This window comes from Saccharomonospora glauca K62, assembly GCF_000243395.2.
GTDB classification, from domain to species: Bacteria; Actinomycetota; Actinomycetes; order Mycobacteriales; family Pseudonocardiaceae; genus Saccharomonospora; species Saccharomonospora glauca.
The window spans coordinates 3,577,988-3,597,471 of record NZ_CM001484.1; the positions used below are offsets into that span (position 1 = coordinate 3,577,988).

The 19,484-nt window shown below is 68.9% G+C and carries 22 protein-coding genes; 12 read left to right on the top strand and 10 right to left on the bottom strand.

The window, feature by feature from the left end; all coding sequences use genetic code 11:
* Nucleotides 1-52: 52 nt before the first annotated feature.
* Nucleotides 53-1,480 (top strand): bis-aminopropyl spermidine synthase family protein, encoded by a 1,428-nt coding sequence (locus SACGLDRAFT_RS16660; RefSeq protein WP_040919205.1) that lies wholly within the window; start codon nt 53-55, stop codon nt 1,478-1,480.
* A gap of 13 nt (nt 1,481-1,493) precedes the next feature.
* Here SACGLDRAFT_RS16660 and SACGLDRAFT_RS16665 read toward each other — a convergent pair whose 3' ends face one another.
* Nucleotides 1,494-2,009, bottom strand: coding sequence for a hypothetical protein (locus SACGLDRAFT_RS16665; protein ID WP_005466045.1), 516 nt, complete (start codon nt 2,007-2,009; stop codon nt 1,494-1,496).
* 128 nt (nt 2,010-2,137) lie between these two features.
* Nucleotides 2,138-3,316 (bottom strand): NAD(P)-dependent malic enzyme, encoded by a 1,179-nt coding sequence (locus SACGLDRAFT_RS16670; protein ID WP_005466046.1) that lies wholly within the window; start codon nt 3,314-3,316, stop codon nt 2,138-2,140.
* Nucleotides 3,317-3,653: 337 nt separating this feature from the next.
* On the opposite strand from SACGLDRAFT_RS16670, the gene SACGLDRAFT_RS16675 reads away from it, so the two are divergent.
* The 3 genes from SACGLDRAFT_RS16675 to SACGLDRAFT_RS16685 are packed head-to-tail and all read left to right on the top strand — an operon-like array spanning nt 3,654 to nt 5,465.
* Nucleotides 3,654-4,298, top strand: coding sequence for a dTDP-4-dehydrorhamnose 3,5-epimerase family protein (locus tag SACGLDRAFT_RS16675; RefSeq protein WP_005466047.1), 645 nt, complete (start codon nt 3,654-3,656; stop codon nt 4,296-4,298).
* Nucleotides 4,299-4,358: 60 nt separating this feature from the next.
* A complete protein-coding gene (locus SACGLDRAFT_RS16680) occupies nt 4,359-4,946 on the top strand; it encodes a histidine phosphatase family protein (protein ID WP_005466049.1) in 588 nt (195 codons plus the stop codon).
* Nucleotides 4,947-4,970: 24 nt separating this feature from the next.
* Nucleotides 4,971-5,465, top strand: a complete 495-nt coding sequence (locus SACGLDRAFT_RS16685) for a GNAT family N-acetyltransferase (protein ID WP_005466050.1) — start codon at nt 4,971-4,973, stop codon at nt 5,463-5,465.
* Nucleotides 5,466-5,504: 39 nt separating this feature from the next.
* On the opposite strand, the gene SACGLDRAFT_RS16690 is transcribed toward SACGLDRAFT_RS16685, so the two are convergent.
* Nucleotides 5,505-5,984 (bottom strand): hypothetical protein, encoded by a 480-nt coding sequence (locus SACGLDRAFT_RS16690; protein WP_005466051.1) that lies wholly within the window; start codon nt 5,982-5,984, stop codon nt 5,505-5,507.
* A gap of 331 nt (nt 5,985-6,315) precedes the next feature.
* Between SACGLDRAFT_RS16690 and SACGLDRAFT_RS16695 the strand changes: the two genes are divergently transcribed.
* Both SACGLDRAFT_RS16695 and SACGLDRAFT_RS16700 read left to right on the top strand, forming a co-directional pair.
* The gene (locus SACGLDRAFT_RS16695; protein WP_005466052.1) at nt 6,316-7,242 is read left to right on the top strand and encodes a diacylglycerol/lipid kinase family protein; all 927 of its coding nucleotides are present in this window, start codon (nt 6,316-6,318) and stop codon (nt 7,240-7,242) included.
* Between the two features lie 288 nt (nt 7,243-7,530).
* Nucleotides 7,531-7,785 carry a WhiB family transcriptional regulator gene (locus SACGLDRAFT_RS16700; protein WP_005466053.1) on the top strand — a complete coding sequence of 85 codons (255 nt, stop codon included), beginning with the start codon at nt 7,531-7,533 and terminating at the stop codon, nt 7,783-7,785.
* A gap of 193 nt (nt 7,786-7,978) precedes the next feature.
* On the opposite strand, the gene SACGLDRAFT_RS16705 is transcribed toward SACGLDRAFT_RS16700, so the two are convergent.
* Nucleotides 7,979-9,511 (bottom strand): sensor histidine kinase, encoded by a 1,533-nt coding sequence (locus tag SACGLDRAFT_RS16705; RefSeq protein WP_005466054.1) that lies wholly within the window; start codon nt 9,509-9,511, stop codon nt 7,979-7,981.
* A gap of 94 nt (nt 9,512-9,605) precedes the next feature.
* On the opposite strand from SACGLDRAFT_RS16705, the gene SACGLDRAFT_RS23120 reads away from it, so the two are divergent.
* Nucleotides 9,606-9,680, top strand: coding sequence for a 50S ribosomal protein bL37 (locus SACGLDRAFT_RS23120; RefSeq protein ID WP_005466056.1), 75 nt, complete (start codon nt 9,606-9,608; stop codon nt 9,678-9,680).
* Between the two features lie 71 nt (nt 9,681-9,751).
* Here the strand turns inward: SACGLDRAFT_RS23120 and ybaK are convergent, their stop codons facing one another.
* Nucleotides 9,752-10,228: a Cys-tRNA(Pro) deacylase gene (gene ybaK / locus SACGLDRAFT_RS16710; protein WP_005466058.1), complete on the bottom strand. Its 477-nt coding sequence runs from the start codon at nt 10,226-10,228 to the stop codon at nt 9,752-9,754.
* A gap of 221 nt (nt 10,229-10,449) precedes the next feature.
* On the opposite strand from ybaK, the gene SACGLDRAFT_RS16715 reads away from it, so the two are divergent.
* Nucleotides 10,450-11,067 carry a sigma-70 family RNA polymerase sigma factor gene (locus SACGLDRAFT_RS16715; RefSeq protein ID WP_198283510.1) on the top strand — a complete coding sequence of 206 codons (618 nt, stop codon included), beginning with the start codon at nt 10,450-10,452 and terminating at the stop codon, nt 11,065-11,067.
* Nucleotides 11,064-11,402 carry a mycothiol system anti-sigma-R factor gene (gene rsrA / locus SACGLDRAFT_RS16720; RefSeq protein WP_005466060.1) on the top strand — a complete coding sequence of 113 codons (339 nt, stop codon included), beginning with the start codon at nt 11,064-11,066 and terminating at the stop codon, nt 11,400-11,402. The genes SACGLDRAFT_RS16715 and rsrA overlap by 4 nt, the downstream gene beginning before the upstream one ends.
* A 9-nt stretch (nt 11,403-11,411) precedes the next feature.
* Here the strand turns inward: rsrA and SACGLDRAFT_RS16725 are convergent, their stop codons facing one another.
* Both SACGLDRAFT_RS16725 and SACGLDRAFT_RS16730 read right to left on the bottom strand, forming a co-directional pair.
* Nucleotides 11,412-12,026 (bottom strand): alpha/beta hydrolase family protein, encoded by a 615-nt coding sequence (locus SACGLDRAFT_RS16725; RefSeq protein WP_005466061.1) that lies wholly within the window; start codon nt 12,024-12,026, stop codon nt 11,412-11,414.
* Complete coding sequence (locus tag SACGLDRAFT_RS16730) at nt 12,023-12,817, bottom strand: SOS response-associated peptidase (RefSeq protein ID WP_005466063.1); 795 nt, start codon at nt 12,815-12,817, stop codon at nt 12,023-12,025. Before SACGLDRAFT_RS16730 ends, SACGLDRAFT_RS16725 begins: the two co-directional genes overlap by 4 nt.
* A gap of 155 nt (nt 12,818-12,972) precedes the next feature.
* On the opposite strand from SACGLDRAFT_RS16730, the gene rsgA reads away from it, so the two are divergent.
* Nucleotides 12,973-13,977, top strand: coding sequence for a ribosome small subunit-dependent GTPase A (gene rsgA / locus SACGLDRAFT_RS16735; RefSeq protein ID WP_005466064.1), 1,005 nt, complete (start codon nt 12,973-12,975; stop codon nt 13,975-13,977).
* 138 nt (nt 13,978-14,115) lie between these two features.
* A complete protein-coding gene (locus SACGLDRAFT_RS16740) occupies nt 14,116-14,958 on the top strand; it encodes a LolA-like protein (RefSeq protein ID WP_005466065.1) in 843 nt (280 codons plus the stop codon).
* Nucleotides 14,959-15,024: 66 nt separating this feature from the next.
* On the opposite strand, the gene pruA is transcribed toward SACGLDRAFT_RS16740, so the two are convergent.
* Genes pruA through SACGLDRAFT_RS16755 form a run of 3 tightly spaced genes read right to left on the bottom strand, consistent with a single transcriptional unit; the run spans nt 15,025 to nt 18,639 of the window.
* Nucleotides 15,025-16,653, bottom strand: a complete 1,629-nt coding sequence (gene pruA, locus SACGLDRAFT_RS16745; RefSeq protein WP_005466066.1) for an L-glutamate gamma-semialdehyde dehydrogenase — start codon at nt 16,651-16,653, stop codon at nt 15,025-15,027.
* Between the two features lie 55 nt (nt 16,654-16,708).
* Entirely contained in the window at nt 16,709-17,221 is a 513-nt protein-coding gene (locus tag SACGLDRAFT_RS16750; RefSeq protein ID WP_198283511.1) for a DUF6912 family protein, read from the bottom strand.
* Entirely contained in the window at nt 17,218-18,639 is a 1,422-nt protein-coding gene (locus SACGLDRAFT_RS16755; protein ID WP_005466069.1) for a WS/DGAT/MGAT family O-acyltransferase, read from the bottom strand. Before SACGLDRAFT_RS16755 ends, SACGLDRAFT_RS16750 begins: the two co-directional genes overlap by 4 nt.
* Nucleotides 18,640-18,713: 74 nt before the next feature.
* Here SACGLDRAFT_RS16755 and SACGLDRAFT_RS16760 point away from each other — a divergent pair, with 74 nt between their 5' ends.
* On the top strand, nt 18,714-19,484 hold the full coding sequence (locus SACGLDRAFT_RS16760) for a TrmH family RNA methyltransferase (protein ID WP_005466070.1): 771 nt from the start codon (nt 18,714-18,716) through the stop codon (nt 19,482-19,484).

Below are 19,484 nucleotides of genomic sequence, written 5' to 3' on the forward strand. Positions count from 1 at the left end.
GCTTTAGCACCTGCCGATGGACTCGCCCGCCCCCGGCTCTAGGCTCGCTGTCGTGGATCTCGGTGTGTTCGCACGACAGCATCGGATGGCCGTCACCCTCCTTGCGGAAGGTTGGACGCGCTTCGAGGATCTCGTGCGCGACACCGGACTGCCCCGACGCTCAGTGGAAGAGCTGCTCACCGAACTCGGCGAGGACGTCGAACGCGACCGCGCCTCGCTACGACTGCGTCCGGGCACCGAACGGAAGTGGCTCGACCACGTCGGACGACCGACGACTCCGCCACGGGACCTCGCGGAGGTGATCGAGGCGCACCTCGCCGACGTGCCACCGCCGCTGCCCGCGCTCGACCACGTCCAGGCGACCGCCGACACCGTGCTGCGCCGGGCCCTGTGGTTGGACGAGCACTACGACCTCGGGCAGGTGAGGATCGTCTTCGTCGGGGACCACGACCTGACCTCGCTGGCGGTCCGGGAGCTGCGCGCCGACGCCGACCTCGCCGTGGTGGACGTCGACGACCGCGTGTTGGAACACATCGACCGCCGCGGTCGGGGCACGATCCGCACCGTCCACGCGGACCTGCGATTCGGGCTGCCCCGCGCCGTGGCGGGCACCGCGGACATCGTGTTCAGCGACCCGCCGTACACCCCGGAGGGCATGGCGTTGTTCGCGTCTCGGGCCGTCGAGTGTCTCGCCGACCCCACGAGCGGCCGCGTCGTGCTGGCCTACGGCTACAGCCGCCGCCATCCCACGCTGGGCCACCAGACTCAGAAGGCACTGCTGAACCTGGGACTGACGTTCGAGGCGATCGTGCCGGACTTCCACCGCTACCACGGTGCGCAGGCCATCGGCAGTACCGCGGATCTCTACGTCTGCCATCCCACTCCGCGAGCCCGGAAGAAGGCCAAAGGCACCCAGGCCATCTACACCCACGGGCCCCGCTCCGTGGAGGCCGAGGGCACCACCACCGCGTCCCGGAAGACCCTTGACGCCCTGGTGACTTTGGCGGGAGAGGGCGGAAGGAAGGTCACCACGGCGGGTCCGGACTGGACGAAACCGATCACCGCCGAGCCGGGAACCGCCGTGGCCCTGGACCTGTCCGGCGATCCCGGTCCGTGGTTGCCGCGGGTGTTGCTGGCCACGAACGCCGAACGCGTGGCGGCCCTGGTCCCCAACTCCCACCCGGACCTCGCCGACGCCGCTTCCCAGGCCGCGTTGATCGAACTCGTGGCGTGCAAGTACCGACTGCGGCTGCTGCGCAGCACCCCGGACAACAAACACGCCGTGGTGATCGCGGAGCGGGTCGAGGCCCCCGAGGGCTCTCCGTCCGCGAGTTCGGTGTGGGCCCGCGCGCACGCCCGCCTCGGCAACGTCTGGCCCGAGGCGCCCGCCGAACTGGCGGACCTGCGGCTCATCGACCTGCCCCGACATCGGATCGTCGAGGTCCTCCGTCGACTGACGGAGGACGGTTCGACGGACTAGAAGATTTGACGGACTAGAACTTGCGGCTCGCGGGGAGAGCCAGCAGGAGCAGGATCACGGCGCTGAGCACGATGCCCAGGGCACCGCCCCTGCCTTCCACGACGATCCACGACACGACGTTGAGCACAATGTCGACGCCGGCCGCGGCGAACAGCACGGGCGTCTTGCACTTCAACGTCATGACGCCGCCCCAGATGCAGGCGCCGCCTACCAGCAGCGACGCCAGCCCCAGGAGCATGATGATGGTTCCGAGGTCCGTACCCAGGTTCCAGGTTTTTTCGAGGTCGTCGACCACCGAACCGCCGAGGACCCAGAGCAGCCCACCCAGGATCTCGAAACCGGACAGCACGAACGCGATCACCGCCGCGGCCGTGAGCGTTCCGGGCCGCTCCCGACCCATCGAGTGGATCTCCCCAGCCGTCGGGCTGGCGGGCAGCGGCGCCGAGGCCATCGGCGCGGGCGGCATCGGCTGCATGCTGGGTTGCTGCGACTCCTGCGGATAGCCGGGACCGGAAGGGCCTACCGACATCGTTCTCCTTCTCTCCAAGCAATGTCCTTGCTTACTGAGAGGACATCGCAACACAACCGGTTCCCGTAACGTGTGACTCCGAACAGGAGGCGGGCATCCGGTGACCTCAGCCGGATGCCCGCCCCTCGTCAACGCGAGATCGCCGAGGCGACGCCGTCCGACTCGGCGGCCTTCGCGACCGCGTCGGCCACCTGGGGAGCGACCCGCTCGTCCAGCGGACTCGGCACGATCCGGTCGACGGCCAGCGAATCCGCGGCCACGGACGCGATCGCGTCGGCCGCCGCGAGCTTCATGTTCTCCGTGATCGCCGTGGCACCCGCGTCGAGCGCCCCCTTGAACACCCCTGGGAACGCCAACACGTTGTTGATCTGGTTGGGGAAGTCGCTGCGGCCCGTGGCGACCACCGCCGCGTAGGAGGCCGCGACGTCCGGGTGCACCTCGGGGTCCGGATTGGACAGCGCGAAGACGATCGGATCGGGTGCCATGGTGGCGAGCAGCTCACCGGGCACTGTGGAACTCGACAGCCCGATGAAGACGTCCGCACCCTTCAACGCCTCGGCGAGCCCACCCCGCAGCTTCAGGGAGTTGGTGAACGTCGCGAGTTCCGCCTTGACGGGGTTGAGGTCGTCCCTGCCGCTGTGCACGATGCCCTTCGAGTCCAGCACCGTGATGTCGCCGACGCCCGCCGCCCGCAGGATCTTGGCACACGCCACCCCGGCCGCACCGGCCCCGGAGATGACCACGCGCTGATTCCTCATCTCACGACCGAGCACCCGGCTGGCGCCACGCAGAGCGGCCAGCACCACGATCGCCGTGCCGTGCTGGTCGTCGTGCATCACCGGGCAGTCGAGCGCCTCGACCAGCTTGGCCTCCAACTCGAAGCAGCGCGGCGCCGAGATGTCCTCCAGGTTCACGGCGCCGAACGACGGCCTCAGTCGCACCAGCGTCTCGACGATCTCGTCGACGTCGGTGGTGTCGAGTACGAGCGGGATGGAGTCGAGTCCGGCGAACGTCTTGAAGAGCACCGCCTTGCCCTCCATGACCGGCAACGACGCCTTCGCCCCGATGTCGCCGAGACCGAGTACCGCCGTGCCGTCGCTCACCACGGCGACGAGGCGGTCGGCCCACGTGTAACGCGCGGCCAGCGCGGCGTCGTCGGCGATGGCACGACTGACCTTCGCCACACCGGGGGTGTAGGCGATGGACAGATCACGCGCCTGGCTGATGGGGCGGGTGGCGGCCACCGAGAGCTTTCCGCGCTCGTGGCCGTTGAAGATGTCTTCGTCGCTCACCTGAGCCTGGGACACGTCAAAACTCCATGACTGGCGAACGGGGACATGACAGGTCGGCCTGACATTCCCCGTGGATGTGGGTTCCTCCACACGGCGGGTCGGCGCGGTAGCGCACCCCTCCGTCGAGGGCGTCCGGCAAGGCCCGTGGTGAGGTGGGTGAAAGGCACCGTGGCCGCGGACGCAGCGGTCCGCTCAGTGTGCCAGTACGGGCCCTCCCTCTGCCGCCGGGGTGCGGTTGAGATCACAGGAGAAGCCACTCTTTTGGCTGGTCAGTGGACTATTAGAAAGACGTCCGTCCGGCTTGCATGGCCTCCGTCGGAACTTCCCACCCCCGCTCTCTAAGCTGGCGCCTATGGACGTGCGCGAACTGGCCGTGCGGGACGCCTACGAATTCATCCCTTCGGTTTTTCCCGACCAGCGAGGCTTTTTCGTGGCCCCGTACCAGGAGCCGGCGTTCGTCGACGCGGTGGGACACCGGCTGACCGTCGCGCAGACCAACAACACCGTCTCGCGGCGCGGCACGATACGCGGCGTCCACTTCAAGGAAACCCCTCCCGGCCAGGGCAAGTACGTGTACTGCGCCCGCGGCTCGCTGCTCGACGTGGTCGTGGACCTCCGTGTCGGCTCCCCCACGTTCGGCCGTTGGGAAGCCGTCCGGCTCGACAGCAGGACACTGCGCAGCGTCTACCTCGCCGAAGGGCTCGGCCACGCGGTCATGGCCCTGGAGGACGACACCGTGATGACGTATTTGTGCTCCACCGGGTACGAGCCGGAGATCGAGCACGGCATCACCCCGCTCGACCCGGAGCTGGGCCTGCCCTGGCCGTCCGACGTCGAACCGATCCTGTCGGAGAAGGACGCCGCGGCTCCCACCCTCGCCCAGGCGCGGGAGGCCGGCCTGCTGCCGCACTACGACGACTGCGTCGCCCACTACGAGCGACTGCGCAAGGCCGAGTCCGAGACGACGTCGCCTTCACCCGAACGAGCCCACGGGTGAAGCGTCGTCCCTTTCGCAGGACGGCCTCTCTTTGCGCAGGAAGACGGCTATATTGCTGACGTGCCCGAGCACCGTCTGTTCCTCCTGCGCCATGCCCTGACCGAGTGGTCCTCGGTCGGCCGGTACGCAGGCAGGGCCGATCCGCCCCTGACCGCCGTTGGGGAGCGACAGGCACACGCCGCCGGGCGCACCTACGCACTCATGTCGGACGACGTTCCCACCCTCGTGCTCAGCAGCCCTCGTCAGGCCACCCTCCGGACCGCCGAACTGGCCGGTCTCTCCGTGTCCGGCACCAGCGACGACCTCGTGGAGTGGGACTACGGCGCGTACGAGGGCAAGACCCCCGCCGAGGTGCACGACGAGACCCCCGGCTGGACGGTGTGGTCACACCCGGTGCCGGGCGGCGAAAGCGTCGAGCACGTGGAACGCAGGGCCGACGCGGTGCTCGACCGGGTGCGGAACGAACTCGTCCGGCATCCCGTCGCGCTCGTGGTGCACGGCGACTTCGGCCGGGTGCTGATCGCGCGGTGGCTCGCCCTCCCGGCCGGGGCGGGCAGGCAGTTCGGCCTCGACCCGGCCAGTCTCACCGTGCTCGACCACGCCGACCACGGTCCTCGCCTGCTCCACCTCAATCTCCCGCCGTCCTGACAACCCTCGCACGAAAGGAAATCCTTGGACAGCAGAATCCGCCGTGTCCGCGAATCGGACGTGGACACCGTCGTGGAACTCGTGCACGACCTCGCCGAGTACGAGAAGGCCCCGCACGAATGCCACCTTACGTCGGAACAGCTGCACACAGCACTGTTCGGCCCCAATCCGGCGCTGTACGGGCACGTCGCCGAGGTCGACGGCCGCGTCGTCGGATTCGCGCTGTGGTTCCTCAACTTCTCGACCTGGCGTGGCGTGCACGGTATCTACCTCGAGGACCTCTACGTCCGCCCGGAGATGCGGGGCCGGGGCCTCGGCAAGGCACTGTTGGCAACGCTCGCCAAGGAATGCGTCGACCGCGGCTACGCCCGGCTGGAGTGGTGGGTACTGAACTGGAACCCGGCCATCGGCTTCTACAAGTCCCTCGGCGCCGAGGCGATGGACGAATGGACCGTCTACCGGCTCACCGACGAACCGCTGACCGCGCTGGCGTCCGAGGCACCCACCGGCGAGAGCTGACCCGGCACGAGCGGGGTGTGTGACGAGATGCCGTGCCCGTCACTCGCCCCGCTTCTCACGTTCGGCGGCCCGGCCCGCCGCCCCGCCGCGACGCGCGGCCTCCTCCTCGGTCTCACCGGCGCGTTGGCCCAGCACCCACGCCCGCGACGGCTCCCGGAACAGCAGCACCACCACGGCGGCCCCCACGATCATCACCGGGACGCCGAAACCCGGCTGGTCGGACGGCCCCGTGGCGTACCATCCGACGCCGATCACGACGAGGTTCACCACCAACGCGGGCGAGCGCGCCCAGGTCTTGCCGAGCAGCAACGCCGCCGCGCACGCGAGCACCCCCGCCGCCAGCACCACGTAGTAGGCGATCTCCGCGGCGACGTTGCCCCCGGCCATGGCGGGCTCGTCACCCGCGTTCACGGCGAGCAACACCCCGAAGACCAGGAGCGCCAGCCCCGGAAGGGCCGTGAGCACTCCGGCGAGGCGTACCTGACGGGGCGCGGGGGAGACAAGGTCGCTGATCGGCACGGTGCTGCCTTTCTGAGCGATGCAGACATGGACGACGCGGTGGAAGTGACACTGCGTGAACGTCTTCGATGGTATGCCACCCGGTCGGACGTTTTATCCGGCCTGCGCAGCGGGCAAAGATTCAGGTGTCGTCGATGAGCGGGCGGTCGTGCCCGGGGTGCACTCGTCACGACGCTGTCGGAGAACTCGCGAGAGGACACGGGAGGCGGCAGGCGGAAGCGAACGAGTGAGCAGGTCCCGCGGTGGCCGTGGGCACGCAGTGACGAGATTCGCAGGAGGAGTTGGGCGCGCGGATGCCGCTGACGGCCTCCCCTCGCCTACTCTGCGCCTGGTGCGCGCTGTTCTCGTCGTCAACCCTCAGGCAACCGCAACCACACCGGCCGGTCGTGACGTGCTCGCACACGCGCTGGCCAGCCAGGTGAAGCTCGACGTGGTCGAGACCGACTACCGAGGGCATGCCACGGTCGTGGCACGTGCCGCCGCGGCCGACGAGGTCGATCTCGTGATCGCCCACGGCGGTGACGGCACCGTCAACGAGGTCGTGAACGGCTTGCTCTCGGTCAAGGGCGGCAGCCCCGGCTCCTACGACTCGGTGCCGATGCTGGGCGTGGTGCCGGGAGGGTCGGCGAACGTGTTCGCCCGTGCCCTCGGAATGCCGCGCGACCCCGTCGAGGCGACCCACCACCTGCTGAACGCGCTCGAACAGGGCCGCAGCAGGCAGGTAGGGCTCGGCCGTGCCAACGACCGGTGGTTCACGTTCAACGCCGGGATGGGCTGGGACGCGGACGTGGTCGCGGCGGTGGACAGGCGACGCGGCAAACGCACGAGTCCCTCGCTCTATCTCCGCACGGCCGTGCGCTGCTATCTGCGTCCCCCGCAGGGGCACCCGGAGCTGACCGTGCAGGTCCCCGGAGAGCAACCCGCCACGGTGCGCACGGCGTTCGTCTCCAACACCGACCCGTGGAGCTATCTGGGCCCGAGGCCGGTGCACCTCAACACCGGCTGCTCGTTCGACACCGGGCTCGGCCTGTTCGCCCTCACCGGGCTCGGCCTGCCGACGGTCCTGCGGCACGTCCGGCAGGCACTGCGGAAACGTGGCGAACATCGCGGTCGACGTCTGATCCGTCACGACGACCTGTCGATAATCGGCATCACCACGTCATCCCCGGTAAACTTGCAGGTCGACGGCGACCTGGTGGGTCAGCGCACTCGCGTGGAGTTCGTCAGTGTGCCTCGGGCGCTCTCGGTTGCGGTGTGAGTCACCGTGGTCGGCGAGCAACAGCAACGTGATCACTCGCGGCAAAGTCCGTGTTGCCACTCGGCGACAGGAACGGTCCGTTCACCGCAGCACTTTTTCGGTGTCTGCGCGACGAATGGGCAAAGTCGCAGGTCAGACACGTCGCTAAGCCGGGTGAGCTGACTCACCGATCGTCGCGAAACACTTGTCGAACCCGAGGGTTCGTGAAACCATTCACAAGCACCCCAAAAACGACCGCCATGACGACTGTGGCGCGGAGCACCGCGCCCGAATAAGGAGCTCAAAGAAATGGACTGGCGCCACCGCGCGGCCTGCCGAGACGAGGACCCCGAGCTGTTCTTCCCCGTGGGCACCAGCGGTCCCGCTCTGTCTCAGATCGCTGCGGCCAAGGCTGTATGCCACCGCTGCACCGTCGCTTCCGACTGCCTGGCCTGGGCTCTGGCCAGCGGCCAGGACGCCGGCGTCTGGGGCGGTATGAGCGAGGACGAGCGGCGTGCGCTCAAGCGTCGTCGCGCACAGATCGGCACGCGTAGCAGCTTCTGAGCGGAGAACCGCGTTTCCTTTTTGCCCGCGATAACGGCAAAAAGGTTTGAAGGCCGGCACCCGTTTCTGGTGCCGGCCTTCAAACGCGTCATATGCCGGTTGTCTCGGCAACAGTTTGTGTCGCATCTCTCGATCGCCGTGAGTGCGATGACCGAAGCCGGAACAAAAGTGACTCGGAAGCGACTCGGAGCCGTCAGGACCGCCGGCTGAGCGGAATTCGTACCGCCGCCTCGGTGCCCGTCGCTTTCGCACCTTCGGAATCCGACGCCCCTTCCGTCTCGGCGTCGTCCTTCCTCGCCCCTCGTAGCGACAGCGAGCCGCGCAACTCCGACTCCACGAGCGTGCGGGCGATCTGAAGCCCGAGACCGTTGGCCCGTTCGAGGGAAAATCCCGGCGGCAACCCCTTGCCGTCGTCCCGGACCAGCACGTCCAACCACCGCGCGGAACGCTCGACCACAATGTCGACCCGGCCGTGCCGGCCGCCGGAGAAGGCGTGTCCCACGGCGTTCTGGACGAGCTCGGCGACCACCATCACGAGCGGCGTGGCGATCTCGGCGGCCACCACGCCGAACGAGCCCGTCCGCGTCAACCGCACCTGCGACTCGGCGGTGGCCACCTCTCCCACCATCGGCAACACCTTGTCGAAGAGGCTGTCCAGGTCGACACGCTCGTCCACCGACATCGACAGGGCCTCGTGCACCATCGCGATGGACGACACCCGGCGGACCGACTCGGTGAGTGCCTGCTTCGCCTCCTCCGAGTGCGTGCGCCTCGACTGCAGCCGCAGCAGCGCGGCGACGGTCTGAAGATTGTTCTTCACCCGATGGTGGATTTCCCGGATGGTGGCGTCCTTCGACAACAACGCCCGGTCACGCCGTTTGACCTCGGTCACATCCCGCACGAGCACGAGCGCACCGGCCGCCCGACCGGCCGGACGCAACGGGAGTGCCCGGAAGAGCACCACCGCGCCGCGCCGGGACTCCACCTCCGTACGCGTACCGGGCTTGCCGTTGATCGCGTCGAGGATGCGGTGGGCGACCTCGGTGGCGTCGAACGGGTCCCGCACCAGGGAGCGGGTCAGCGGAACGAGCCGGGTGCCGATCAGATCGGACTCGTACCCCATGCGGTGGTAGGCGGACTGGCCGTTCGGGCTGGCGAACACCACCGTGCCGCTCTGGTCGACGCGCACCAGACCGTCGCCGACACGCGGGCTGGTGTGGACGTCGTTGCCTCCCTCGGGGCTCGGGAACGTCCCGTCGGCGATCATCTGACAGAGGTCGGCCGCGCTGCCGAGATAGGCGATCTCCAGCGGACTCGGCACCCTCGGCGTCGCCAGGTTCGTCTCCCTGGACAACACCGCGATGACGGAGTCGCCCAGCTTGACCGGGATGGCCTCCCTGCGCATCGGGAGGTCGCGATACCAGTGGGGCTCCTCCTCGCGGCAGATACGGCCCTCCCGCATGGCCCTGGCGAGCTGCGGATGGTCCTCGGTGGTGAACCGGGTGCCGACGACGTCCTCGGGGTGCGCGGTCGGCGCCGTGGTGGGGCGTACCTGGGAGACGCACACGAACTCGTCCGCGCCTTCCTCGACGGGCACCCACATCAGGAAGTCGGCGAACGACAGGTCGGCGAGCAGCTGCCACTCGGCTACCACGAGTTGCAGGTGATCGACGGACTCGCCGGGGAGCCCCGTGTGGTCGGCGAGCAGCTCAGCAAGCGTGGACATGCCTCTCCCGGATCGACGTCGGCGAAGGGGGCTCACAACACCGAAGCGCCCCTCATGACACACTAAACGCGACGTCTTCAGGCAAGGAGTGAGAATGTCGAAGCGAGCCCGCAAGCGGCGCGACCGCAAGAAGAACAGCGCCAACCACGGCAAGAAGCCGAACTCCTGACGAGTGCGTGCCGCCCGGCGCGAGGCCACGAGAGCACGAGGCTCACGGCTCCGGCGCCGGGCGTGCGGGTGTCATCCCGCGATGGGAGCCACGGTCGCGGCCGTGAGGGCCACCAGGTCGTCGGGCGCGAGTTCGATCTCCAGCCCCCGGCGTCCTCCCGAACAGAACACCGTGTCGAACCGCCGTACGGAGACATCCACCACCACGGGAAGGCGAGTACGCTGCCCCAGCGGCGAGATCCCACCCACCACGTAACCGGTCGCTCGCTGAGCGGCCCCGGCATCGGCCATCCTGGCCTTCTTCCCGCCCACCGCGGCGGCGAGCGCCTTGAGGTTGAGCTGGCCGGTGACGGGAACCACACCCACCGTCAACTTGCCGTCGACCTCGGCCACCAACGTTTTGAAGACTCGTTCTTCGGCAACTCCCAAAGCGGCCGCTGCCTCCGCGCCGTACGAGGCCTCCCTCGAGTCGTGCTCGTACGTATGGAGAGTGTGCGCGACCTTGCGCTTGGTCAACAAAGCGGTCGCGGGTGTTCCCTTTCCAGCCACAGCGCTGGATCGTAGTCGGGAATAACCCATGCCGAACGAGCGTTGTACGGCACGTGCCGACAACGCTGACCACGCCGCTTACCACTTCATCGAACCGTCCCAGGGTCATCACCAAGAGGCTGGACGACGCCCGGCCGGTTCGCCACACCACGCGCCGCGCTGTCGGCGCCAATCGGGAAGGGAACGGTTTGCCGAGCACCCAGAGCCCTGTCGACATTCCGATGTCGACCACGGAGCCAGCTACGGACACCGCACGAGAACTGGCCGACCGGTTCGAACGCGAGGCCATGCCGCTGGTCGACCAGCTCTACTCCGCGGCGATGCGTATGACGCGGAACCCGGCCGACGCCGAGGACCTCGTCCAGGAGACCTACCTCAAGGCGTACGCCGCCTTCGCGTCGTTCAAGCAGGGCACGAATCTCAAGGCGTGGATGTACCGCATCCTCACGAACACCTACATCAACGGCTACCGGAAGCGGCAGCGGCAGCCGTTGCAGCAGCCCACTGAGGAGATCACCGACTGGCAGCTCGCGCAGGCGGAGAGCCACACCTCCACGGGCCTGCGGTCGGCGGAGGTCGAGGCGATGGACAAGCTGCCCGACACCGACGTGAAGGCCGCCTTGCAGCAGCTTCCGGAGGATTTCCGGCTCGCCGTGTACCTTGCCGACGTCGAGGGCTTCGCGTACAAAGAGATCGCCGAAATCATGAACACCCCCATCGGCACGGTGATGTCGCGTCTGCACCGTGGCCGTAGCCAGCTACGGAAGCTACTTGCCGACGTCGCCAGGGAACGGGGTTTCATCCGCTCCGGGCAACAGCGGGAGGTGGCGCGTCGATGACCATCCGCGACGAATCGCAGGACCGTGACCAGGTCAGCTGCGAAGACGCCTTGGCGGAAATCTACATGTTGCTCGACAAGGAGTGCACCCCCGAGCGCGACGCGCAGCTACGGCAGCACATCGAGGACTGCCCTCCCTGCTTCGAGGAGTACGGCATCGACGAGCAGATCAAGCAGTTGCTCGCTCGCAAGTGCGGTGGCGACCACGCTCCCGCCGAACTCAAGAACAGGCTCAAGGCGTCGATCCGCAACACGGTCGCCCAGCGGTACGGCTGGACGATGGCCGAGACCGAGCTGCGGATCGAGAAGACGACCGAACCCCCGACGACCGCGTAGACCGCTCGGTCACGACACCAACGGCCGCAGCACGCGCGTGAGCCACTCCGAGACGGCCCGCGACACGGCGTCGAGGTCGGCCCGGAGGCTGTGATCTCCCGGAACGGTGACGATCTCGTGGTGCGGTCCGGGCCCGGGCCTGCCGAAAGGGTCGCGTTCCCCCTGCACCACCAACGTCGGTACCGGCACGGCGTCCAACTCGTGCTGACGACTTTTCTCGGGCCTGCCCGGCGGGTGCTCCGGGAACGCCAGACACAACACGGCCTCGGCGCCTCCGGCCTCCGCGGTACGACACGCCACCCTCGCGCCCGCCGACCGACCGCCGAACACGAGCGGCAATTCGTCGAACGTCGTGGCCGCGAGATGCTCCGCCACGGCGAGCCATGCCGCGTCCAACTGCTTCGCCGGCGCGGGAGCCCGCCGACCGGCGACCCGGTAGGGCTGTTCCACCAACGCGACATGCACGTCGGCGGCACGGGCCGCCCTCGCCACCGCGACGAGGTCGGGCGCGTCGATGCCTCCTCCGGCTCCGTGCCCGAGCAGCAACGCCGCCACACCCTCGTCCGCGGAATGCAGTGACACCCTGGCGGGCCCGTGAGGAGTCTCGATCTCGGTGGTGGTCATCGCGGATTCGGCAGGTCGAAGAGGGCGGCGTCGAGGTCGGTGGGTTCGGGGGCGGCCCGCTCGATGAGCTCCGGACCGTTGTTGCGCACGTTGTTGACCCTGGTGGAGACCGGACGCAGTTCCAGCTCGTCGACCCAGTCGCGGTCGGGCGGCGCGAGCAGGTCGGTGGCGTCGGTACGGCCGGGATCGAGCCAGTCGGCCCAGCGGGATCTCGGCAGCACGAGCGGCATCCGGGGGTGGATGTCGGCAAGCTGTCCGACGGCCTCGGTGGTGATCACCGAGAACGTGATGAGCGGCAGCTCGTCCGGATCGGCCTTCGGATCGCGCCACGTCTCCCACAGCCCGGCGAAAGCCAGCGAGGAAGAGTCCCTCGTCGTCATGTAGTACGGCTCCTTGGACGCCTTGCGCCCGGAGCCGCCGTCGGTGGCCTTCCACTCGAACCAACCGTCGGCGGGCACGAGGCAGCGTCGGCGGGCCAACGCCTTGCGAAACGCCGGCTTCTCCTTCGCCGTCTCCGCCCGAGTGTTGATCATGCGGTTGCCCACGGAGGGGTCCTTCACCCAGAACGGCACCAGTCCCCAGCGCATCACCCGGAGACTGCGGACGGCGGGCTCATCCTCCAGCACCGTGCCGTCGGCGTCCCTCGGGTACCGCTCGACGACGGTGGGCACGTGCTTGGTCGGGGCGACGTTGTAGTCGGCGCGGCCCACCTTGCCCTCGGTGCCGTCCACCGCGTCGAACTCCCGCATCAGGGCGGTGGGGTCCTTGGTGGCGGCGTAACGGCCACACATCGGTATCGGCCTCCCTCACTGTTGCCGGTGCCCGAACGCCATCGTGGCACGGTTGCTCGGTCGTGGCGAACGCCGTGGGGGATCATGGTGAACGGTAAGTGGCGGTAACCGACGACCGGACGAGGCAGACGACACGGAAAGTGGGTGGCGACGGCTTGGCCCGACGCGATTGGCGCAGTCTCGACGAAAGCGATGTCCGAGTGCGGCCCGGAAAGGGCTCGCGGCCACGCACCAAACGTCGCCCCGCGCACGCCGACGCCGTGCCAGCCATGGTCGTGGCCGTCGACCGGGGACGGTGGCGGTGCGCGATCGAGGACGACCCCGATCGGATCGTCACCGCCATGCGGGCCAGGGAGCTCGGCCGCACCCCCATCGTCGTCGGCGACCGGGTGCGTCTGGTCGGTGACGTCAGCGGCAAGCCGGACACGCTCGCGAGGATCGTGCGGGTCGCGGACCGCGACAGCGTGTTGCGTCGCACGGCCGACGACACCGACCCCTACGAGCGGGTGGTGGTGGCCAACGCCGAACAACTGTTGATCGTCACGTCGCTGGCCGATCCGCCCCCGCGGACCGGGTTCATCGACCGCTGCCTCGTCGCCTGTTACACGGGCGGCCTGGAGCCGGTGCTGTGTCTGACCAAGGCCGACCTCGCCGCCCCCGACGAGCTGCTCGCCTCCTACGCCGACCTGAAGGTCCCGTTCGTGGTGACCCGCCGCGACCGGGACGTCTCCGAACTGGTCGAATTGCTGCACAACCGGGTCTCGGCGCTGGTGGGTCACTCGGGAGTCGGCAAGTCCACGCTCGTCAACCGGGTCGTGCCCGAGGCCCGGCTCGCCACGGGGGAGGTCAGCGCGATCGGCAAGGGCAGGCACACGTCCGTCAGCGCGGTCGCTCTCCCGCTACCCGGCGGGGGATGGGTCATCGACACCCCCGGCGTGCGGTCGTTCGGTCTCGCGCACGTGACGCCCGACGAGGTGGTGGAGGCGTTTCCCGAGTTCGCCGAGGCCGCGGAGGAGTGTCCGCCGAACTGCGGCCATCTCGGGGCGCCGGAGGACCCCGGCTGCGTGCTCGACGACGTCGTGGCCTCGGGCAACGCGCGCGCGTCACGGCTGTCGTCGCTGCGCAGGCTCCTGGCCTCCCGCACGGGAGTGGAACTCTGAGACCCCCGTCACCCCCTCTGTGAGGGCCGACAAAAACACCAAGTGGAACCGATCCGAGGTTTGCGGCGTCTGAGGGGTTGACGAAGGGATTTCGGCAGGAGGGGTCTCCTGCGCAAGCTTGCTCTCGGCGCCAGCGGGATGGCGCTGGTCTTGGCGCTCACAGCCTGTGGGAGCGACTCGAACGACGGTGACACCGGGGGTCAGACCAACGGCTTCCCGGTCGCAGGGGAACAGAACAGCGGGTCCTTCGGAAACCTGCAACAGCTCGTCGCGGCCACCGGTGACAAGGTCGAGTCGATTCAATCCGTCAAGACCCATGCCGAGACGACGATCCTCGGCATGACCACGACGTCGGACGGCCAGCTCAAGTTCGACGGCGAGCAGACGGCCATGAGCATGGTCATGCAGGTGGGCGGCCAGCAGCTGGAGATGCGCCTGGTCGACGGGGTCATGTATGTGAAGAACCCGATGACCGGCGAGCCCGGCAAGCCGTGGCAGAAGAGGGACGTGAGCGACCAGCTCGCCGAGGTGGGGCAGGCCGGGAACATGGCCGAGCAGTCCGACCCTCGTAAGGCGCTGGAGCGGCTCCAGGAGATGGGCGGCACCATCACCAGCCAGGAGCAGACGACCGTCGACGGGCAGAACGTCACCCGCTACACCGTTGAGATCGACGCCGCCGCGATGATGAACTCGATGGGCGCCGAGGAAGGCGTCACCCCCGAGGCCATGGCCTCGGCCGAGGCGCTGGGCACGATCCCGGCGACGCTCGACCTCAATGCGGATGGCCTGCCCGTTCGCATCGAGATGACGATGGACATGAGCAAGGCGTTCGAGGAGGAGATAGGGGAAATGCCCCCCGGTTTCGACAAGAGCATGCTGGTCTTCTCCGTCGTCCAGACCTTCAGCGACTGGGGCGCCCCCGTCGACGTGCAGGCTCCTCCGGCCGACCAGGTGAGCAGTCAGCCGCTGAGCGACTTCTGATCCGATCGGGAGACGACGAACGCCCCCGAGCGCCTCGGCACTCGGGGGCGTTTCGCTGTTCGAGGGTCAACCCATGTGCGGGTAGGTGATGTCGACCGGCGCGTCGAAGGTCTCCTTGATGGAACGCGGGCTCGTCCACCGCAGGAGGTTGAACATCGAGCCCGCCTTGTCGTTGGTGCCCGAGGCCCGCGAACCACCGAACGGCTGCTGGCCCACGATGGAGCCGGTCGGCTTGTCGTTGACGTAGAAGTTGCCCGCCGTCTGCCGCAGCGCGCGGTGGGCCTGCTGGATGGCCCGGCGGTCGTCGGCGAACACCGCGCCCGTCAGCGCGTACGGCGCCGTGGTGTCCACGAGTTCCAGCACGTTCTCGTACTCGCCGTCCTCGTACACGTACACCGCCAGGATCGGCCCGAAGTACTCGGTGGAGAACACCTCGTGCTTCGGGTCGTCGCACACCAGCACGGTCGGTTCCACGAACCACCCGACGCTGTCGTCGCAGCCACCGCCCACGAGCGCCTCGAGGTGCGCGTCGCCCGCCACGCTCTCCAACAGGGCGCGGTGCTTGGCGAACGCCTTGGCGTTGATGACCGCTCCGCCGAAGTGGGAGAAGTCCGTGACATCACCGTAGGAGACGGTGCGAGTCAGGTCGGCCAGCTTCTCCCGCAGGCCACCGTTCCACAGCGACTTCGGCACGTAGGCCCGCGACGCGGCCGAACACTTCTGGCCCTGGTACTCGAACGCACCCCGCACCAACGCCGCCACCAGCTTGTCGACGTTCGCCGACGGGTGGGCCACCACGAAGTCCTTGCCGCCGGTCTCCCCGACAATGCGCGGGTAGCAGCCGTAGGTGTCGAGGTTGTCCGCGATCGTGCGCCACAGCAGCTTGAACGTCGCCGTGGAGCCGGTGAAGTGCAGCCCCGCGAAACCGGGGTCGGTCAACGCGACCTCGCTGACGGCCCGGCCGTCACCGGTGACCATGTTGATGACACCGGGCGGAAGCCCCGCCTCCTCGAAGACCTGCATCGTGTAGTGCGCGGCGAGCTGCTGCGACGGCGTGGGCTTCCACACCACCGTGTTGCCCATGAGCGCGGGCGAGGACGGCAGGTTGCCCGCGATGGCCGTGAAGTTGAACGGCGTGATGGCCACGACGAAGCCGTCGAGCGGCCGGTACTCCATGCGGTTCCACGCCCCCGGCACCGAGTTCGGTTGCTCGGCCAGGATGCGGCGCGCGTAGGAGACGTTGAACCGCAGGAAGTCGATGAGCTCGCACGCCGCGTCGATCTCGGCCTGCTGCACCGACTTCGACTGTCCCAGCATCGTGGCGGCGTTCAACGTGTCGCGGTACGGGCCCGAGATCAGATCGGCCGCTCGCAGGAACACCGCCGCGCGCTCGTCGAATGGCGTCTCGCTCCACTCGCGAGCCGCGGCCTTGGCCGCCGCCACCGCGTCCGCCACGTCGTCGTTCGTGGCCTGCGCACTCACCCCCAGGACATGGCCGTGATCGTGTGGCTGCACGACGTCGAACCGTTCACCACCGGCCATGCGGCGGCGGCCCCCGATCGTCTGGGTCAGTTCGTGTTTCTCGTTCTCCAGCTCGGCCAGCTTCGCCCGGAGCGACTCCCGCTCCGCGGTCCCCGGAGCGTACGTGTGGACCGGCTCGTTGGCCGGCACGGGAACGGATGTCACAGCGTCCATGGTGTGTCTCGCTTTCCCTATCGGTCCGCCTTGTGAGCGGTGCGCAGTGACATGCTTACATGAGTTCCAGCAGGAACGGCAGTTCCTGCGGCGCGTACCAGGCGAGTTCGTGGTCCTCCACGTCTCCGAGCGCCAACTCGGCGTCCTCGTCACCGAGGTCGGCGTCGTCGATCACCGCCGCCGCGGCCCGCACGGCGCTCTCCGCCTCGGGGGCGTCCACGTGAATGGCGGCGACCGCGGCCATCGCGATCGGCCCGGACAGCTTCACCGCGGAGTCGTCCAGGTCGGGACGCAACGTCACGTCGTCCACGTCGGCCGACACCACCACCCGCCGAGGCGGTTCCTTGTCCTCGACGTTCTCCCCCTCGGTGTCGACCCCGAGCAACCGCAACGACGCCCGCGCGGCGTCGGTTAGGGCCGCGTATTCCAGTTCCTCCGTGGTGCCGCTGGTGTAGGACTCACGCAACGCCGGAGTCAACGCGAACGCCGTCCCTCCCACGGGCGCCAGTTCCCCGGCATCGAGCAGTTGGCGCAGCATGCCGATGGTGGCAGGCACGTAGATCCTCACCAGTTCGTCCCTTTCAGTTCCTCGATCGCTTCGGTCACCGCGCCCGCGAGCACCGTGACGTCGGACAGCGCCTTACGGTCCCCGTTGAGTCCGAAGTAGACGCCACCGTCGTACGACGTGACGCCCACCGCCAGCGCTTGGTCACGTGACAGCGGCAACACGGGATAGATCCGCTCCAACGGAGCCTCTCCCGCGAACAACCGCCGTTGCGGTCCCGGCGAGTTGGCTACCACCACATTGAACAGCCGTCCCGACAACGAGCTGGCGGCTCTCGCGGCCAACGAGTACATGGTGGCGGGAGCGAATCCGCTCATCCGCACCATCGCCCGCGCCGCGACCGACCTGCGGACCCGCACGTGCTGCGCCATCGCGTGCGCGATGTGTTGGAACCGCAGCACGGGATGCGGCTCCCCCACCGGGAGGTCGACCAGGCACGGATCGACGCGGTTGTCCAGCAGGCCGACCGTCGAGAACCCTACGTCGTCCGGCGCGCGCACGGCCAACGGCGCGAGCGCCCGCACCGTTTCCGTCTGCTCCAAGGACCGCCCCCGAGCCAGCAGCCAGTGGCGAAGAGCGCCCGTGACGACGGCGAAGACCACGTCGTTGATCGTGCCGCCGTACCGGTCGCGGATTCCCCGAAGCTCGGCGAGGTCGGCGGACACGCCCGCGAACACCCGGCCGCCGCTGACGCGTGCGTTCAACGGGTTGCGCGGGGCGGGGCGCGCCAGGGAACGCACCGTGGTCGCCATGTCGCCCGCGGTGTCGAGCATCCGTTCCGCGGTGCTGGTCAGGTCCCTGGCTGCACTGCGCACGTTGTCCACGAGCTCGGCGGGTCTGCGGAGGCTGTCGGTGACCGCGTCGAGCAGCAACCTCGCGCGGCCCGGACGTGACGACGGCGTCCATTCCGGCCACGGCGCCTCGTCGCCCACGTCGTCCCATCCGGTGGGTTCCGCGTCGAGGATGAGCTGCCCGAGGTCGACGGTCGCGGTGCCGTCCACCAACGACTGGTGTGTCTTGGTCACCAGTGCGACCCGGTCGCCCTCCAAGCCCTCCACGACGTACAGCTCCCACAGTGGGCGGTCCCGATCGAGTGGCCGCGCGAGCAGCCGAGCCACCAGCTCGAAGAGCTGCGCGTCGCTGCCCGGCGCCGGCAGGGCGGAGCGGCGCACGTGGTAGCTCACGTCGAAGTCGGCGTCGTCGACCCACACCGGTCTGGCCAGATGGCCCGGCACGAACTCCACGTACTGTCGGTAGCGGGGCAGATACGAGAGCCGACGGGACACCAGCGCGAGCACTCGCGCGTAGTCGAACCCCGAACCGGGCCGCCGCAGGATCGCGACACTGCCCACGTGCATGGGCATGGACGGCTCCTCCACGTAGAGGAAGGACGCATCCAGCGCGGACAGACGGTCGGCCATGACGCGATCCTGACAGAATCCACGCCCGAACGCCTCCGCCCCGCGCTCTCGATCCGCAGTGGGAGACTGACCCGGTGGGTGACAAGCAGGCGACGTCGCCGAAGGACCGCTTCCTGACCGTCTACGGCCGCAAACCCGTGCTGGAGGTCCTGGGTGACGGGACACTCGACGTTGACAAGGTGATCGTGGCCGACACCGCCCGTGGCCCGGCCATCGCCGAGATCCGCCGCGCGGCGCGGGATCGAGGGGTGCCGGTACGGAGCGCGAGTGCGCACCGGGTGAAGGTTCTGGCGGGCAACGGCAAACAGGACCAGGGGGTGCTGGCCGACGTCGTCGCGCCCCGCATGCTGCCGTTGTCGGCGGCCCTCGACCGCGGCGCGCCGCCGTCCCCGCTGCTCGTGCTGGACGGCATCACCACCCCGGCGAACGTGGGGATGATCCTGCGCACGGCCACCGCCGCGGGACTGCCCGGCGTGGTGGTCCCCCGGCGCGGTGTGGCGGCGCTCGACCCCCTCGTCGTCAAGGCGTCGGCGGGCGTGGCGTTCCGCGCGCCCGTGCTGCGGTGCGCCACCGCGGAGGAAGCCGCGGAACTGCTCGTCGAGGCCGGATACACCCTGTACGCGTTGGGCGCCCGACCCGACGTGGCCCCCACGTCACTGTTCGACGTGACCGTGCCGTCGCGGGTGGCGTTCGTGCTCGGTGGGGAGACGAACGGGGTCAGCCCGGCCGTGGCAAACCTCTCTGCGGGCTGGGTGTCGATCCCCATGCCCGGCGACGTGGAGTCGCTGAACGTGTCGGCCGCCGCGGCGGTGGTGTGCTTCGAGCTGGTCCGCCGCGGCGGGTGA